The organism is Bacteroides reticulotermitis JCM 10512 (assembly GCF_000517545.1).
GTDB classification, from domain to species: Bacteria; Bacteroidota; Bacteroidia; order Bacteroidales; family Bacteroidaceae; genus Bacteroides; species Bacteroides reticulotermitis.
In genome coordinates this window covers 251252-268853 of record NZ_BAIV01000002.1, presented here as the reverse complement: position 1 = coordinate 268853, position 17602 = coordinate 251252, and the positions used below count along the sequence as shown (strand labels likewise).

Here is a 17602-nt window from a genome sequence, read left to right as displayed (position 1 = left end):
GATAGACTCTAAAAGCCACGACTGTTTTGAGTATAAAATTCTCATAATCGTGCTTTTTTTGTAATCTATCTTATGGAATGCAGATATTTATTTGTATCTTTGTCGCCCGAATTATGTCCATTCACCTTTTCTTATTTCTGTATAATGAGCATAAGAAAAGATGAGAAGACGTATTTGAACTTTTGCAACGATTAAAACACAACAAGGTTTTGGGAAAGTTTGATAAATACAAAATTGATTTGAAAGGTATGCAAGCTGATTCAGTTAAGTATGAATTTGCATTGGATAACCTTTATTTTTCTCATATTGATGGACCGGAAGTTCAGAAGGGTAAAGTGAATGTGGTACTGACTATAAAGAGAACCTCTCACGCTTTTGAATTGAATTTCCAGACAGAGGGAATCGTTTGGGTTCCATGTGACCGTTGTTTGGATGATATGGAGATACCGGTTACTTCGTCAGATAAGCTGATGGTGAAGTTTGGACGTGAGTATGCAGAGGAAGGAGACAACTTGATTGTAATTCCCGAAGATGAAGGGGAAATCAATGTTGCTTGGTTCATCTATGAGTTTATAGCTTTAGCTATTCCGATGAAGCATATCCATGCTCCTGGTAAATGTAATCGGACGGTAACTGGCAAGCTGAGTAAGCATTTGAGAACAAATGCTGATGAGGATAGCGATGATTCGTTCGACATGGGTATGGAGGACGAAGTCGTATCGGAAACAGAGGAAGAAATAGAAGAAGCTATTGACCCTCGCTGGAATGAATTAAAAAAAATATTAGATAATAATTAAAGTTTTAAGAAAATGGCACATCCTAAGAGAAGACAATCAAAAACAAGAACTGCAAAGAGAAGAACTCATGATAAAGCAGTAACTCCTACATTGGCTATTTGCCCAAACTGTGGAGAATGGCACGTTTATCACACTGTTTGTAGCGCTTGTGGTTACTACAGAGGTAAGTTAGCTATCGAAAAAGAAGCAGCTGTATAAATACAATTATATCTGGGATAGCCGGAGAGTTTGACTCTCCGGCTGCTTGGATATTATGTATTGCTAATTTAAAACTGAATTGATGGAAAAAATAAATGCAGTAATCACAGGCGTTGGCGGATATGTACCCGACTATATCTTGACGAATGAAGAGATATCAAAGATGGTAGATACCAACGACGAATGGATTATGACTCGTATTGGGGTAAAGGAAAGACATATTCTAAACGAGGAGGGGCTGGGTAGCTCATACCTGGCTCGTAAAGCTGCCAAACAGTTGATGAAGAAAACCGGAGCTAATCCGGATGATATTGATCTGGTTATTGTCGCTACTACTACTCCTGACTATCACTTCCCCTCTACAGCTTCTATCCTTTGTGATAAACTCGGTTTGAAGAACGCTTTCGCATTTGATTTGCAAGCCGCTTGTAGTGGCTTCTTGTATCTGATGGAGACTGCCGCAAACTTCATTCGCTCGGGTAGATATAAAAAGGTTATCATTGTCGGTGCCGATAAGATGTCGTCAATGGTGAACTATACAGACCGGGCTACTTGTCCGATCTTTGGTGATGGCGCTGCAGCTTTTATGTTGGAGCCGACCACAGAAGATTATGGAATTGTAGATTCTATTTTGAGAACAGACGGTAAAGGCTTGCCTTTCTTGCACATGAAAGCAGGTGGTTCTGTTTGTCCACCTTCCTATTTTACGGTTGATAATAAAATGCATTATCTGCACCAAGAAGGAAGAACGGTATTTAAATACGCAGTATCTAGTATGTCGGATGTTTCGGCTGCCATCGCTGAAAAGAATGGCTTGTCCAAAGAGAGCATTAATTGGATTGTTCCACATCAGGCAAACGTGCGAATTATTGAAGCTGTGGCACATCGTCTTGAAGTACCAATGGATAAGGTTTTGGTGAATATTGAGCATTATGGTAATACCAGTGCTGCAACACTGCCCTTATGTATTTGGGATTTTGAACATAAACTAAAGAAAGGTGATAACATTATCTTTACAGCATTCGGTGCAGGTTTTACCTGGGGAGCCGTTTATGTGAAGTGGGGTTATGACGGGAAGAAAGAAGAGTAACGAATGTTATTCCAAATAGATAACATAAAACGCATCTTATTTCGATTCGATGCGTTTTTTTGTCTCAACCAATAATATATAAAGAATGCATAAAGCAGGTTTTGTGAACATTGTAGGAAATCCAAATGTCGGAAAGTCGACCTTAATGAACGCGTTGGTCGGTGAAAGAATTTCGATTGCCACTTTCAAGGCGCAGACTACGCGGCATCGCATAATGGGGATTTATAATACAGACGAGATGCAAATTGTATTTTCGGATACCCCGGGTGTGTTGAAGCCGAACTATAAATTGCAAGAGTCAATGCTGAATTTTTCGACTTCGGCGCTGTCAGATGCTGATGTACTACTTTATGTGACTGATGTAATCGAAACTCCCGATAAGAATAATGAGTTTATCGAAAAGGTGGGTCGGATGACTGTGCCTATTTTGTTGCTCATTAATAAGATCGATTTGACCGATCAAGAGAAGTTGGTTAAACTGGTGGAAGAGTGGAAGACATTGCTCCCGACTGCTGAAATTATACCTATTTCGGCAGTTTCTAAGTTCAATGTGGACTATATAATGAAACGAGTGAAAGAACTGTTGCCGGAGTCTCCACCTTATTTTGGCAAGGACCAGTGGACAGACAAACCCGCCCGCTTTTTTGTGAATGAGATCATAAGGGAGAAAATCTTATTGTATTACGATAAAGAGATTCCCTATTCGGTAGAGGTCGTGGTTGAGCAGTTTAAAGAAGAAGCAAAGAAGATTCTTATCCATGCGGTAATTTATGTGGAGCGAGATTCTCAGAAAGGTATTATAATAGGCAAGCAGGGAAAGGCTTTGAAGAAAGTGGCTACCGAAGCTCGCCGTGAGTTAGAACGTTTTTTCGGAAAGACAATTTTCTTGGAAACGTATGTGAAAGTCGATAAGGACTGGCGTAGCTCGGATAAGGAGTTGCGCAGTTTTGGTTATCAGTTAGATTAATAGTTATTCATACGACTGGGATAGTCGTGAAAAAAGGAGTTGACTATGGGAAATTTAGTTGCAATTGTAGGTCGCCCGAATGTGGGTAAATCTACCTTATTTAATCGTCTGACAAAGTCGCGTCAGGCAATTGTAAATGATGAAGCGGGTACAACTCGCGACAGGCAGTATGGAAAGTCTGAATGGTTAGGGCGGGAATTCTCCGTAGTAGATACCGGCGGATGGGTGGTAAACTCTGATGATATTTTTGAAGAGGAGATCCGGAAGCAAGTATTGATGGCGGTGGAAGAAGCTGACGTTATATTATTTGTTGTGGATGTGATGAATGGAGTTACCGATTTGGATATGCAAGTTGCTACCATTTTGCGCCGTTCGAAGAGTCCGGTGATAGTTGTGGCTAACAAAACCGACAATCACGATCTGCAATACAATGCTCCGGAGTTTTATAAACTCGGATTAGATGAGCCTTACTGTATTTCTGCTATAACGGGAAGTGGTACGGGCGATTTGATGGACTTAATTGTTGGCAAGTTTAAGAAAGAAACAGAGGAAATTCTGGATGATGAAATTCCTCGTTTTGCAGTAGTAGGCCGTCCCAATGCTGGAAAGTCCTCTATTATAAACGCATTTATCGGTGAAGATCGTAACATTGTGACGGAGATTGCCGGAACAACTCGCGATTCTATTTATACGCGTTACAACAAGTTCGGATTTGACTTTTATCTGGTAGATACTGCCGGAATTCGTAAGAAGAATAAGGTAAACGAAGATCTGGAATATTATTCCGTAGTTCGTTCGATCCGTTCCATTGAAGCTGCTGACGTTTGTATTCTAATGATGGATGCTACTCGCGGAGTAGAAAGTCAGGACCTTAATATATTCTCACTCATACAGCGGAATCAGAAAGGATTGGTTGTTGTAGTGAATAAGTGGGATTTGGTAGAAGATAAAACAGCGAAAGTGATGAAGACATTTGAAGAAGCAATCCGTTCACGTTTTGCTCCTTTTGTGGATTTCCCGATAATCTTTACTTCCGCAATAAGCAAGCAGCGTATTCTCAAAGTGCTTGAAGAGGCACGCAGGGTTTATGAAAACCGGACGGTGAAAATTGCAACGGCTCGTCTGAATGAGGAGATGCTTCCGTTGATCGAGGCGTATCCACCTCCTTCTACTAAGGGTAAGTATATTAAAATTAAGTATATTACTCAGTTGCCTAATACGCAAGTACCTTCATTTGTGTACTTTGCGAATTTACCGCAATATGTGAAAGAGCCGTACAAACGGTTTCTGGAAAATAAAATGCGGGAGAAATGGGAACTTACCGGTACTCCGGTTAATATATTCATTCGACAGAAATAAGAAGTCGGACGTTTTAAAATCAATAAGGGCTCGAAGCAATGCTTCGAGCCCTTATTGATTGATCGATTAGGCTGCGTATTTATTCTAATTCCTTATCCAGTTGGAAGTCTTTCCGGCGTAGAACGAAGCTATTACTTAAATACTTTTCTCGAACGATTTTATTCTCGGCCAGTTCTTCCGGAGTACCTTGAAATAAGATCTTGCCTTCAAACAAAAGATAAGCGCGGTCTGTGATGCTTAATGTTTCTTGTACGTTGTGGTCGGTGATCAGGATGCCAATGTTTTTGTCCTTTAGCTTCCATACGATCTGCTGTATATCTTCAACCGCAATCGGGTCAACTCCGGCAAAAGGTTCATCAAGCATAATAAACTTCGGGTTGATGGCCAGACAGCGTGCTATCTCGGTACGGCGTCGTTCACCACCGGATAGTTGGTTACCTTTATTCTTACGTACTTTCTGCAAACGGAATTCGGCAATCAAACTTTCTAGTTTATCTTTCTGATATTCTCTTGATTGTTTAGTCATTTCGAGAACGGAAGCAATATTGTCTTCCACGCTCATTTGGCGGAATACAGAAGCCTCTTGCGCCAAATATCCAATACCTGTTTGCGCTCGTTTGTATACGGGGAATTTTGTTATTTCGAGATCATTCAGGAATATGCGCCCTTCGTTCGGCGTAATCAGCCTACGGTCATATAGAACGATGTGGTTTTACCGGCACCGTTCGGTCCCAGCAAACCTACAATCTCTCCTTGCTTCACATCAATGGAAACATGGCTCACGACTGTTCGTTTACCGTATTTTTTTACAAGATCCTCCGTGCGGAGAACCATCGTGCTTTCTTCCATCTTCTTGTTATTTTGCCGCAAATGTAGTAAAAATAAGCTGAATTAATGTACATTTGCAGACAAATAGTGTTGTGTTATGATAAAAGCATTAAGAACCGTCGGACGATACATGCAATTAATGGGGCGTACATTTACGCGCCCAGAACGTATGCGTATGTTTTTCCGGCAATATCTGAAAGAGATTGAACAACTGGGAGTTAATTCAATCGGTATTGTACTTTTGATATCATTTTTCATCGGTGCGGTGATTACGATACAGATTAAGTTGAACATCGAAAGCCCGTGGATGCCTCGTTGGACTGTGGGATATGTGACACGTGAGATCATGTTGTTAGAGTTCTCCTCTTCTATTATGTGTTTGATACTGGCTGGAAAAGTAGGGTCAAATATTGCTTCTGAACTAGGTTCTATGCGCGTAACGCAGCAAATTGATGCGCTCGAAATCATGGGAGTCAATTCGGCGAACTATCTGATTCTGCCCAAGATTACAGCCATGGTTACTACAATTCCTATTCTGGTGACTTTCAGTATTTTTGCGGGGATTGTAGGGGCGTTCTGCACTTGCTGGTTCGGAGGAATAATGAATGCTATCGACTTGGAGTATGGTTTGCAGTACATGTTTGTCGAATGGTTTATCTGGGCCGGAATCATTAAGTCTCTCTTCTTTGCTTTTATTATCGCAAGTGTATCTGCCTTTTTCGGATATACCGTCGAAGGAGGGTCTATTGCCGTTGGAAAGGCTTCGACCGACTCAGTGGTATGCAGTAGCGTACTGATCTTGTTTGCAGATTTGATATTAACTCAACTTTTAATGGGATGATTGAAATTAAAGGACTTTGTAAATCATTTGAAGATAAAACCGTATTGAAAGATATCGATGCGTACTTTGAGAACGGAAAGACAAACCTGATTATAGGCCAGAGCGGTTCGGGAAAAACGGTACTGATAAAGTGTATTGTCGGACTGTTGACACCAGAGAAAGGTGAGGTGCTGTATGACGGACGTAATCTAATTCAAATGGGGAAGAAGGAGAAAAACCAGCTTCGTCGAGAAATGGGAATGATTTTCCAGAGCGCTGCGCTTTTCGACTCTATGTCTGTATTTGAAAATGTCATGTTCCCGTTGAATATGTTTAGTAACGATACGCTTCGCGAACGTGCAAGGCGTGCTATGTTTTGCTTGGATCGAGTAAACCTGAGCGAAGCGAAAGATAAGTATCCGGGTGAGATAAGTGGAGGTATGCAGAAGCGGGTTGCTATAGCCCGTGCCATAGCTTTGAATCCCCAATATCTTTTTTGTGACGAACCAAATTCGGGACTTGATCCTAAGACTTCACTGATTATCGATGATTTAATTCACGACATTACTCGTGAGTATAATATGACGACCATCATTAACACGCATGATATGAATTCCGTGATGGGGATTGGTGAAAAAGTTATCTATATATACGAAGGGCATAAAGAGTGGGAAGGAACGAAGAATGATATATTCACTTCAACGAATGAACGGTTGAATAATTTCATATTTGCTTCGGACTTGCTACAAAAAGTGAAGGAAGTAGAAGTTCAAAGCCTCGAAGGATAATGTAAGTTCCAATTGCAGTTTCTCATATTCCGGCAGGTAAGTCCGGATGGTTGGCGGAGCGCATTGATAGAATAAAAAAAGTCTTCTCTACACTGAAAGTAGAGAAGACTTTTTTATTCCTATGTTAGTTCTACGAAATTAGTCTCTAGGTCTAGCTTCTTTTACTACCATGGTGCGGCCCATATATTCTGCGCCATTCAATTCTGCGATAGCTTTAGAACCAGCGTTGTCGTCTTCCATTTCGATAAATGCAAATCCTTTCGATCTGCCAGTTTCACGATCTGAGATAATTTTAACTGAAGTAACTGCTCCGTAATCTTCCATCACTTGTTGCAGGTCTGTTTCCTTAACGCGATAGTTAAGGTTTCCAACATAAATGTTCATAATGAAAATGATAAAAAAATAAATAAATGAATTAAACTCTCTGGATGATGGTTACTAATAAAAAGATTATAAAGAACAGAGAGTTTACAAATGCGTTTTGTTACTGCAGTAAAAACCTCGTGATCGAAATCGAGAAACTAATGGTCCATCAATCCGCAACAAAGAAAGGAATATTTTTTGGATTGACCATCTTTTTTGGGCTTTAAATTGCAAGAAAATAGGGCAGAATGACGAGAATGTGCAACTTTATGCTCTTTTATTCTATTTTGGTGTTCTATACCTTCATTTATTTGCGTGTAAATGGCCTGCGGATGTTATAAGACAAAAGAAAAGCATAGTTAATAAAATGCAAACGAAGGCTATAGACCTGTCAGCAATCATTTTGGAAAACGAAATTAATCGGCAATGTCTTTTGATAATTGAAAGATTAGCACTAATTTTGCACCCTCGTTTGAGCATCGAATAAAGTATAAATTAAATAAATAATTGTCAGAATGAACGTTTCATTACAAATGAATGACAAAGTAAGTGCGCTACTTACTGTGAAACTAGAGAAAGCCGACTATCAGGAAAAAGTAGACAAATCGCTGAAATCATTTCGCCAGAAGCACAAATGCCGGGATTCCGTACAGGAATGGTTCCAATGAGCCTCGTTAAGAAAATGTATGGCAAGTCAGTAATCGCAGAAGAAGTGAATAAAGCTCTGCAAGAAGCTGTCTACAATTATATTAAAGATAACAAGGTAAACATCTTGGGCGAACCGTTGCCTAACGAAGATAAGCAGCAGGTGATCGATTTTGATGCAATGGACGAATTCGAATTCATTTTTGATATCGCTATAGCACCCGAATTTACTGTAGAAGTTGCTGCCAAAGATAAAGTAGATTATTATACGATTGACGTAACAGATGAAATGGTTGCTAACCAAATCAGCGCTTACACGCAACGTACCGGTAAATACGATCAGGTAGACACTTATCAGGAAAACGATATGTTGAAGGGATTACTTGCTCAGTTAGATGATGAAGGTAATACCAAAGAAGGTGGAATTCAGGTAGAAGGTGCTGTATTGATGCCCTCTTATATGAAGAACGACGAACAGAAAGCTATCTTTGCAACTGCTAAAGTGAACGATGTATTGGTGTTTAATCCGAATACAGCTTACGACGGACACGAAGCAGAATTAGGTTCTTTGCTGAAAATCGATAAAGAAATAGCTAAAGACGTGAAGTCTGATTTTAGCTTCCAGGTAGAAGAAATTACTCGTTTTGTAGCGGGTGAGCTCAACCAAGAAATCTTTGATCAAGTATTTGGTGAAGGAACTGTAACTACTGAAGAAGAGTTCCGTGCGAAAGTTAAAGAGAACCTTACCGAAAGATTTGTAGCTGATAGCGATTATAAGTTCTTGATCGATGTACGCAAAGTCTTGATTGATAAAGTAGGTAAGTTGGAATTCCCGGATGCTTTGCTGAAGCGCATCATGTTGCTGAACAGCGAAGAAAAAGGCGAAGAATATGTAGCCGAAAACTACGATAAGAGCATCGAAGAGTTGACTTGGCACATGGTTAAAGAGCAACTAGTAGAAGCAAACGATATTAAGGTAGAGCAAGAAGATGTAGTTGCAATGGCTAAAGAGGCTACGCGTGCACAATTTGCTCAATACGGAATGAACTCTATTCCTGATGATGTGCTTGATAACTATGCACAGGAAATGATGAAGAAACAAGATACTGTTAATAATCTGGTAAGCCGTGTGGTTGAAACCAAGTTAGCAGCAGCATTGAAGTCTCAGGTTACATTAGAGAACAAAACTGTTACAATCGAAGAATTTAATCAAATGTTCGAGTAACCGATTGCGGTTGAACTGAATATCACTGATATAAGGAACACAGAGTTTTTATAGAATTATAACTCTGTGTTTTTTTGTGTCTCTGTGTTCTTTTTCGTTTCTTTGCAACTGCATTTATTATTAATATAATAAGAAAGGAACAATAAAATGGATGATTTTAGAAAATACGCAACCAAGCATTTAGGCATGAATGGTATGGTGTTGGATGATGTGATTAAATCACAAGCCGGGTATTTGAATCCTTATATTCTGGAAGAAAGACAGCTAAACGTAACTCAACTGGATGTGTTCTCACGTCTGATGATGGATCGTATCATTTTCTTGGGTACGCAGATTGATGATTATACAGCCAATACACTGCAAGCGCAGTTATTATATCTGGATTCTGTAGATCCGGGGAAAGATATTTCTATCTACATCAACTCTCCTGGTGGAAGCGTATATGCCGGATTAGGTATTTATGATACCATGCAGTTTATTTCCAGTAATGTCTCGACCATTTGTACGGGTATAGCTGCTTCTATGGCTGCTGTTCTGTTGGTTGCCGGCGCAGAAGGAAAACGTTCTGGCCTTCCTCATTCGCGTGTGATGATCCATCAACCGATGGGAGGTGCACAAGGACAGGCTTCGGATATTGAAATCACGGCTCGTGAAATTCAAAAGTTGAAAAAGGAACTTTATACCATCATAGCCGATCACTCACATACCGAATTTGATAAGGTATGGGCCGATTCGGATCGTGACTACTGGATGACAGCCCAGGAAGCCAAAGATTATGGCATGATCGACGAAGTATTGATTAAAAAATAAAAATGGCTGATTCAAAGACGAAGAAAAGATGTAGTTTCTGCGGCCGTCCTGAAAGTGAAGTCGGATTCCTTATCACAGGGATGAATGGCTACATATGCGACAGCTGTGCTACTCAGGCTTATGAGATAACACAAGAAGCCTTGGGTGCAGGTAAACAGGCTGAAGGAGCTACCAAACTTAATTTAGACGAGCTGCCTAAACCGGTGGACATCAAGAAGTTTCTCGACCAGTATGTGATCGGTCAAGATGATGCTAAGCGGTTTCTTTCGGTTTCGGTATACAACCACTACAAACGCTTACTGCAAAAAAGTACCGGTGATGATGTTGAGATAGAGAAATCGAATATTATTATGGTTGGTAGTACGGGAACCGGAAAGACTTTGCTGGCACGCACCATAGCTAAACTACTGCGTGTGCCATTTACCATTGTAGATGCAACCGTATTGACCGAAGCCGGATACGTGGGCGAAGATATTGAAAGTATCCTCACTCGCTTGCTTCAGGTAGCAGACTATAATGTAGCGGAGGCAGAACAGGGAATCGTGTTTATTGATGAGATCGATAAAATTGCGCGTAAGGGTGACAACCCTTCCATTACCCGCGATGTTAGTGGTGAAGGTGTACAACAAGGATTGCTGAAACTACTCGAAGGTTCGGTTGTTAATGTTCCACCCCAGGGAGGCCGTAAACATCCCGATCAGAAAATGATTCCGGTTAATACCAAAAATATTCTGTTTATCTGCGGTGGAGCTTTTGACGGGATTGAGAAAAAAATAGCCCAGCGTTTGAATACTCATGTGGTGGGATATACAGCCTCACAGAAAACTTCGGTGATAGATAAGAGCAATATGATGCAATACATTGCTCCGCAAGATTTGAAATCCTTCGGGTTGATACCCGAAATCATTGGTCGTTTGCCGGTCTTGACTTATTTGAATCCGTTAGATCGTGAAGCCTTGCGTGCTATCTTAACAGAACCGAAAAATTCCATCGTTAAACAATACGTTAAATTGTTTGAGATGGATAGTATCAAACTCACATTCGAGGATGAAGTGTTTGAATACATCGTTGATAAAGCTGTAGAATACAAGCTAGGTGCACGTGGATTGCGTTCGATTGTGGAGACAATTATGATGGATGTTATGTTCGAAATTCCTTCCGAAGGGAAGAAAAAGTATAAAGTGACGCTGGAATATGCGAAGCAGCAACTGGAGAAAACGAATTTAGCACGCTTGCAAACCGCTTAAAATCAGAAGGAAATGTGCTTGGATACTACTTACTGCTTTTTTCTTGAAAATATTACTCATGTTTTTCTTGATAATTAAGAAGTTGTTTATAACTTTGTTAAGGCTCTCTTTCTTATGGAAGAGCGATTCTTTAAAGTTAAACCATGAACTGAATAAAACAACCTATTGAGAAATGGCAGAGAAGATCAACTTAACAGACCTACTGAAAAGATATTTCGGATTTGACAAATTCAAAGGTAACCAGGAAGCGATTATGCAAAATCTGCTTGGTGGTAAGGATACCTTTGTGTTAATGCCAACGGGGGGAGGGAAGTCCTTGTGCTATCAGCTTCCTTCACTGTTAATGGAAGGAACAGCTATTGTTATTTCCCCACTTATTGCATTAATGAAGAATCAGGTCGATGCGATGCGTAATTTTAGTGAAGAAGATGGAATAGCTCATTTCATAAACTCCTCTCTAAATAAAGGTGCGATTGATCAGGTTAAATCGGATATTTTATCTGGAAAGACTAAGTTGCTCTATGTAGCTCCGGAATCATTGACAAAAGAAGAGAATATTGAATTCTTGCGAGGAGTTAAAATCTCGTTCTATGCAGTAGACGAGGCACATTGTATCTCTGAGTGGGGGCATGATTTCCGTCCGGAGTATCGGCGTATTCGTCCGATTATCAATGAGATTGGAAAAGCACCGGTGATAGCGCTCACAGCAACTGCTACCCCGAAAGTGCAACATGATATCCAGAAGAATCTCAGCATGGTCGATGCGCTTGTATTCAAGTCTTCTTTCAATCGTCCGAACCTATATTATGAGGTACGCTCGAAGACTAATAATATCGATCGAGACATAATAAAATACATCAAGAATAATTCAGAAAAGACAGGTATTGTCTATTGTCTGAGCCGGAAGAAAGTGGAAGAACTTGCCGAAATACTTCAGGCCAATGGGATTAATGCCCGTGCTTACCATGCCGGAATGGATTCGGCGACGCGGACACACAACCAAGACGACTTCTTGATGGAAAAGATTGACGTGATTGTGGCAACCATCGCCTTTGGGATGGGAATTGATAAACCGGATGTCCGCTTTGTTATTCACTACGATATACCCAAAAGTCTGGAAGGATATTATCAAGAAACGGGCCGCGCCGGCAGAGATGGCGGTGAAGGACAATGCATAACCTTTTATACAAACAAAGACTTGCAAAAACTCGAAAAGTTCATGCAAGGCAAACCTGTGGCAGAGCAGGAAATCGGTAAGCAGCTTCTGTTAGAAACCGCTGCTTATGCAGAATCGTCTGTGTGTCGCCGAAAGACATTACTACATTATTTTGGTGAAGAATACACAGAAGAAAATTGTGGAAATTGTGACAACTGTTTAAACCCTAAAAAGCAAGTGGAGGCTCAAGACTTATTATGTGGCGTGATAGAGACCATTATCGCGGTGAAAGAAAATTTTAAGGCAGATTATATAATAGACATACTACAAGGTAGAGAAACATCGGAAGTACAAGCACAGCTACATGAAGACCTCGAGGTTTTCGGTTCCGGCATGGGCGAAGAAGACAAAACATGGAATGCGGTAATCCGCCAAGCTTTGATAGGCGGTTACTTAAGTAAAGACGTAGAAAACTATGGATTACTGAAGGTAACGGACGAAGGACATAAGTTCCTGAAAAAGCCTAAATCGTTTAAGATTACCGAGGACAATGATTTTGAAGAGACCGAGGAAGAAGCACCGGCACGTGGAGGAGGTTCCTGTGCGGTAGACCCTGCACTCTATTCAATGTTGAAAGACTTGCGTAAGAAGCTCTCGAAAAAGTTAGAGGTACCTCCGTATGTAATATTCCAGGACCCTTCTTTGGAGGCGATGGCAACAATTTATCCGATAACGCTGGACGAATTGCAGAATATTCCCGGTGTTGGTGCCGGAAAAGCCAAACGCTACGGAGAAGAATTTTGCAAGTTGATTAAGCGTCACTGCGAAGAGAATGAAATAGAACGTCCCGAAGATCTGCGAGTACGTACGGTAGCCAATAAATCAAAGATGAAAGTCTCTATCATTCAGTCTATTGACCGTAAAGTAGCTCTAGACGACATTGCGCTCTCCAAAGGCATTGAATTTGGAGAATTGCTGGATGAGGTGGAAGCTATCGTATATTCGGGAACAAAATTAAATATCGATTACTTCCTCGATGAGATTATGGATGAAGACCATATGCTCGATATCTATGATTATTTCAAAGAATCGACTACCGATCGCATTGATGAAGCACTCGAAGAACTGGGTGATGAATTTACCGAAGAGGAAGTCCGCTTGGTGCGAATCAAGTTTATATCCGAAATGGCGAATTAAAAAAGCGAAAAAAATGAGCGTGCAGGTATGCTGGTTTGAATAAAAACCGTATATTTGCACGCAATAATTTTTAAACGCATAGCCTATGTCATTTATTGCTGATAAGATTGTAATGGATGGGTTGACCTACGACGACGTATTGTTAATCCCCGCTTATTCTGAAGTTTTACCGCGCACTGTCGATCTCACGACGAAGTTTTCGAGAAACATTGAGTTAAAAGTTCCTTTTGTTACGGCAGCCATGGATACGGTTACCGAAGCTAAAATGCTATTGCCATTGCACGCGAAGGTGGTATCGGTGTGATCCATAAGAATATGTCTATTGATGAACAGGCAAGGCAAGTTGCCATTGTAAAGCGTGCAGAGAACGGCATGATTTATGATCCTGTTACTATTAAACGAGGTTCGACTGTTCAGAATGCCCTTGATCTGATGGCTGAATATAAGATTGGTGGAATTCCGGTAGTAGATGATGAACGCGTTCTAGTTGGTATTGTAACAAACCGTGACTTGCGTTTTGAAAAAGACATGGACAAACTTATCGACAAAGTAATGACTCAGCAAGATAAACTGGTAACTACCAATCAATCTACTGATCTGGAGTCTGCTGCACAAATCCTTCAAGAACATAAGATCGAAAAACTTCCTATTGTAGGCAAAGATGGTAAGCTAATCGGTTTGGTTACCTATAAAGATATTACCAAAGCTAAAGATAAACCCATGGCATGTAAAGATGCTAAAGGGCGTTTGCGTGTTGCCGCCGGCGTAGGTGTGACGAATGATACACTCGACCGCATGCAAGCACTTGTGAATGCAGGAGCCGATGCAATTGTAATCGATACAGCTCACGGACATTCCAAGTCGGTAATTGATAAATTGAAAGAAGCTAAAGTGCGCTTCCCGGGTATTGATATTGTAGTAGGTAATATCGCAACAGGCGAAGCTGCCAAAGCTCTCGCAGAAGCAGGAGCGGATGCTGTGAAGGTCGGTATTGGACCGGGATCAATCTGCACTACCCGTGTAGTAGCCGGTGTAGGTGTACCTCAGCTGACTGCTGTGTACGATGTAGCGAAAGCCTTGAAGGGTACCGGAGTTCCTTTGATAGCTGATGGCGGATTGCGTTATTCAGGTGATGTGGTTAAAGCTTTGGCTGCCGGAGGATATTCCGTTATGATCGGTTCACTCGTAGCCGGTACGGAAGAATCGCCGGGTGATACCATTATCTTCAATGGACGTAAGTTCAAGTCCTACCGTGGTATGGGCTCGTTGGAAGCGATGGAGAACGGATCAAAAGACCGTTATTTCCAAAGTGGAACAGCTGATGTTAAGAAACTGGTACCCGAAGGAATCGCAGCGCGTGTTCCTTATAAAGGTACGCTGTGTGAAGTAATCTACCAACTCACCGGAGGCTTACGTGCGGGTATGGGATATTGTGGTGCATCCGACATCAAGAAACTGAACGAAGCCAAGTTTACACGTATTACCAATGCCGGTGTGATGGAAAGTCATCCGCATAATGTGACGATTACCAGCGAATCGCCCAATTATAGCCGTCCGGAGTAATCGTAAAGATACATAATGAATAACGGTGAATGGTGAGTAAGCTCGCACTCGTATGGGAAGCTTGTTCGTTATTCACCGTTTTTTCTGATAGCAAACTAGGAATTATGAAGAAGGTATTGATAATGATTCTGGCCGTTTTTCTCGGCAACCAAGCTTATGCTCAGTCCGATGATCCGGTAGTAATGAAAGTGAACGGCAGAGAAGTCCTTCGTTCCGAGTTTGCATATTTATATCGTCGCGACTGTGCAACTCAGTCCCAGCCTTTGACTGCTAAGAAATATGCTGAACAATTTGTCAATCGAAAGTTGAAAGTTCTGGCTGCTGAACGCGCCGGACTCGATACCGGCTTCGTGTTTCGGAAGCAACAGGAAAACTATCGGATTCAATTGATGCAGTTGCAATTACCGGGACGAGCTTTGATCGACAGTTTAGCTCTCCGGCTTTATGCCAATCAACAGACCAATGTAGGGCGGGTACAAGTTGCCCAAATATTCAGACGTCTGCCTCAGAATATTACTCCACACCGTTTGCACGCCGAAGAACAACGTATGGACTCCATATACCGTGCCCTCTCAAGTCAGCCTGATGCCGATTTCACCGGTTGGGTGAAGCAATATTCGGACGATCAGCGCCCACTGTGGATTGATCGCGTACAAACAACAACCGAATTTGGAGACGTCGCTTTTTCGCTTCCCAAAGGGAGTTACTCAGCGCCCTTTTTTACAGCTGAAGGACTGCATATACTTAAGGTGATTGATAAGGATGAACTTCCCCGGGGAAAAAGCAAAGAAAATCTTGCCGGACAACTGTGGCGTAGTAATACACAATATGCCGGTTTGGAATCTGTGGCGGAGAACCTGAAAGCGGAATGCCGCTATACACCCGATCAGGTAGGCTTAAATGAATTGCTCAGTAAGGGAGAGACTTCTCAGACATTGTTTCTGTTGGGCGAACATCCTTATAACGGAGCTATGTTTAAACGTTTTGCCGCCTCATATCCCCAAGCATTGAAACGCCAGCTCGATGCTTTTACTACTAAGTCGTTGCTTGACTATGCGAGCCGGAACTTGGTGAATGATAATCCCGACACTCATTATGCTTTGCTTGAATATAGAGAAGACCAATTAGCGACTGAAATGACTGATCGTGAAATTGGCCAGCCTACTGTCGACGATCGCGCCGGGCTAGCCACTTATTTCAAGTTTCATAAGTCGGATTATAAGTGGGACTCGCCTCGATATAAAGGTGCCGTGCTCCATTGCGCTGATAAAAAGACAGCAAAAGCAGCTAAAAAAATGCTTAAAAAACTTCCTTGGGCGGAATGGGAGTCAATTCTACAGAAAACATTGAACGCTTCCGGCGAAGAAAAGGTACAGATTGAATCGGGACTTTTTGCCGAAGGAGATAATAAATACATCGATAAACTGGTGTTTAAGAAAGGGGATTTTACTTCTGATAAGTCCAAACCTTTTACTATTGCTGTCGGGCGGAAAGAGAAAGCCCCCGACAGTTATACAGAGGTTTTGGATGCTGTGCGAAAAGACTATCAAAACTATCTTAGCACACGTTGGATTGAACATTTGAAGGAGTCCGGTAAGGTTGAAATAAATCAAGAGGTTTTAAAAACAGTTAATAATCTCTGATGTAATCGATTATTCCATTATCTTCGTAGCTTAAATAAGTAGATTTCAATTGAAAATGCGTGCAATAACCTTCCTACTGGTTTCTCTACTTTGTTGCGTCTCTTGTAAAGACCAGCATGATCATAGAGGAAAAACCCCTTTAGTCGAGGTGGATGGTAATTTTTTGTATAAAGAAGATTTGACTGCCGCACTTCCTGTCGGGGTCTCTAAAGACGATAGCATTCTCTTCACCGAGCACTATATCCGTAGCTGGGCTGAAGAGATTTTACTATATGAGAAAGCCGAAAACAATATTCCCGACAATGCGGGGATCGATCAGTTGGTGGAAAATTACCGAAAGGCATTGATTATGCATACTTATCAGCAAGAGTTAATCAATCAGCGGTTGACGAAAGACTTGCCGGAAGAAGATGTCGTGGCATACTACGAACAGAATAAAGAACTGTTCAAACTTGATTTTCCGTTGATTAAAGGATTGTTTATCAAAGTTCCGCTCACTGCGCCTCAATTGGCTAACGTGCGGAAGTGGTACAAGACCGAAAAGCAGGAAGCCGTAGAACATCTGGAAAAGTATAGTTTGCAGAATGCTGTGAAATATGAGTATTTTTATGATAAGTGGGTGTCGGTGGCCGACATACTTGAATTGCTCCCACTCCAGGTAGAGACGCCGGAGATTTATGTCAATAGGCATCGGCAGATTGAGTTGAAAGATACGGCTTTTTATTATTTTCTGAACGTCAGCGATTACCGCAGTGCAGGCGATCAAAAACCCTACGAATTCGCCCGTTCGGAAGCCAAAGACCTTTTGGTAAACCAAAGGCAGGTGAACTTCATGAAGCAGGTGAAAGACGACTTGTACAAGCAAGCGGTGAGCAAAAAAAAGATTATATATAATTAGTAAATACA

At 41.4% G+C, this 17602-nt stretch carries 13 protein-coding genes and 3 pseudogenes; 14 read left to right on the top strand and 2 right to left on the bottom strand.

What is annotated here, in order from left to right; all coding sequences use genetic code 11:
* The first annotated feature begins 209 nt into the window (after positions 1-209).
* From JCM10512_RS01970 to der, 5 genes are all read left to right on the top strand, one after another.
* Positions 210-797, top strand: coding sequence for a YceD family protein (locus JCM10512_RS01970; RefSeq protein ID WP_044159911.1), 588 nt, complete (start codon positions 210-212; stop codon positions 795-797).
* Positions 798-809: 12 nt separating this feature from the next.
* On the top strand, positions 810-995 hold the full coding sequence (gene rpmF / locus JCM10512_RS21840) for a 50S ribosomal protein L32 (RefSeq protein WP_081741196.1): 186 nt from the start codon (positions 810-812) through the stop codon (positions 993-995).
* Between the two features lie 82 nt (positions 996-1077).
* Positions 1078-2085, top strand: a complete 1008-nt coding sequence (locus JCM10512_RS01965; protein WP_044159861.1) for a beta-ketoacyl-ACP synthase III — start codon at positions 1078-1080, stop codon at positions 2083-2085.
* An 85-nt stretch (positions 2086-2170) separates the two neighbouring features.
* Entirely contained in the window at positions 2171-3052 is an 882-nt protein-coding gene (era, locus tag JCM10512_RS01960) for a GTPase Era (RefSeq protein ID WP_044159859.1), read from the top strand.
* Positions 3053-3097: 45 nt separating this feature from the next.
* On the top strand, positions 3098-4411 hold the full coding sequence (gene der, locus JCM10512_RS01955; RefSeq protein ID WP_044159857.1) for a ribosome biogenesis GTPase Der: 1314 nt from the start codon (positions 3098-3100) through the stop codon (positions 4409-4411).
* Between the two features lie 79 nt (positions 4412-4490).
* Here der and lptB read toward each other — a convergent pair.
* Positions 4491-5260: pseudogene (lptB, locus tag JCM10512_RS01950) on the bottom strand (LPS export ABC transporter ATP-binding protein).
* A gap of 76 nt (positions 5261-5336) precedes the next feature.
* On the opposite strand from lptB, the gene JCM10512_RS01945 reads away from it, so the two are divergent.
* A complete protein-coding gene (locus JCM10512_RS01945) occupies positions 5337-6080 on the top strand; it encodes an MlaE family ABC transporter permease (RefSeq protein ID WP_044159854.1) in 744 nt (247 codons plus the stop codon).
* Positions 6077-6847 (top strand): ABC transporter ATP-binding protein, encoded by a 771-nt coding sequence (locus JCM10512_RS01940; RefSeq protein WP_044159851.1) that lies wholly within the window; start codon positions 6077-6079, stop codon positions 6845-6847. Before JCM10512_RS01945 ends, JCM10512_RS01940 begins: the two co-directional genes overlap by 4 nt.
* Positions 6848-6985: 138 nt before the next feature.
* On the opposite strand, the gene rbp is transcribed toward JCM10512_RS01940, so the two are convergent.
* Positions 6986-7231 carry an RNA-binding regulator gene (gene rbp / locus JCM10512_RS01935; RefSeq protein ID WP_044159850.1) on the bottom strand — a complete coding sequence of 82 codons (246 nt, stop codon included), beginning with the start codon at positions 7229-7231 and terminating at the stop codon, positions 6986-6988.
* Positions 7232-7725: 494 nt separating this feature from the next.
* On the opposite strand from rbp, the pseudogene tig reads away from it, so the two are divergent.
* The 7 genes and pseudogenes from tig (at position 7726) to JCM10512_RS01895 (ending at position 17594) form a co-directional block, all read left to right on the top strand.
* A pseudogene (gene tig, locus JCM10512_RS01925) lies at positions 7726-9080 on the top strand (trigger factor).
* 147 nt (positions 9081-9227) lie between these two features.
* Positions 9228-9890 (top strand): ATP-dependent Clp endopeptidase proteolytic subunit ClpP, encoded by a 663-nt coding sequence (gene clpP / locus JCM10512_RS01920; protein WP_044159846.1) that lies wholly within the window; start codon positions 9228-9230, stop codon positions 9888-9890.
* A 2-nt stretch (positions 9891-9892) separates the two neighbouring features.
* The gene (clpX, locus tag JCM10512_RS01915; protein ID WP_044159844.1) at positions 9893-11137 is read left to right on the top strand and encodes an ATP-dependent Clp protease ATP-binding subunit ClpX; all 1245 of its coding nucleotides are present in this window, start codon (positions 9893-9895) and stop codon (positions 11135-11137) included.
* A gap of 172 nt (positions 11138-11309) precedes the next feature.
* Positions 11310-13490: a DNA helicase RecQ gene (gene recQ / locus JCM10512_RS01910; protein ID WP_044159841.1), complete on the top strand. Its 2181-nt coding sequence runs from the start codon at positions 11310-11312 to the stop codon at positions 13488-13490.
* A gap of 85 nt (positions 13491-13575) precedes the next feature.
* Positions 13576-15053, top strand: a pseudogene (gene guaB / locus JCM10512_RS01905) (IMP dehydrogenase).
* A gap of 104 nt (positions 15054-15157) precedes the next feature.
* Entirely contained in the window at positions 15158-16696 is a 1539-nt protein-coding gene (locus tag JCM10512_RS01900; protein ID WP_044159909.1) for a peptidylprolyl isomerase, read from the top strand.
* A 55-nt stretch (positions 16697-16751) separates the two neighbouring features.
* On the top strand, positions 16752-17594 hold the full coding sequence (locus JCM10512_RS01895) for a peptidylprolyl isomerase (protein ID WP_044159838.1): 843 nt from the start codon (positions 16752-16754) through the stop codon (positions 17592-17594).
* Positions 17595-17602: the final 8 nt, after the last annotated feature.

Bases quoted from the DNA above. Each gene is read 5' to 3' on its own strand.
- der (WP_044159857.1), top strand. From the start codon at position 3,098: ATGGGAAATTTAGTTGCAATTGTAGGTCGCCCGAATGTGGGTAAATCT.
- clpP (WP_044159846.1), top strand. From the start codon at position 9,228: ATGGATGATTTTAGAAAATACGCAACCAAGCATTTAGGCATGAATGGT.
- recQ (WP_044159841.1), top strand. From the start codon at position 11,310: ATGGCAGAGAAGATCAACTTAACAGACCTACTGAAAAGATATTTCGGA.
- JCM10512_RS01895 (WP_044159838.1), top strand. From the start codon at position 16,752: ATGCGTGCAATAACCTTCCTACTGGTTTCTCTACTTTGTTGCGTCTCT.
- JCM10512_RS01965 (WP_044159861.1), top strand. From the start codon at position 1,078: ATGGAAAAAATAAATGCAGTAATCACAGGCGTTGGCGGATATGTACCC.
- rpmF (WP_081741196.1), top strand. From the start codon at position 810: ATGGCACATCCTAAGAGAAGACAATCAAAAACAAGAACTGCAAAGAGA.
- JCM10512_RS01900 (WP_044159909.1), top strand. From the start codon at position 15,158: ATGAAGAAGGTATTGATAATGATTCTGGCCGTTTTTCTCGGCAACCAA.
- rbp (WP_044159850.1), bottom strand. From the start codon at position 7,231: ATGAACATTTATGTTGGAAACCTTAACTATCGCGTTAAGGAAACAGAC.
- JCM10512_RS01940 (WP_044159851.1), top strand. From the start codon at position 6,077: ATGATTGAAATTAAAGGACTTTGTAAATCATTTGAAGATAAAACCGTA.
- JCM10512_RS01945 (WP_044159854.1), top strand. From the start codon at position 5,337: ATGATAAAAGCATTAAGAACCGTCGGACGATACATGCAATTAATGGGG.
- clpX (WP_044159844.1), top strand. From the start codon at position 9,893: ATGGCTGATTCAAAGACGAAGAAAAGATGTAGTTTCTGCGGCCGTCCT.
- era (WP_044159859.1), top strand. From the start codon at position 2,171: ATGCATAAAGCAGGTTTTGTGAACATTGTAGGAAATCCAAATGTCGGA.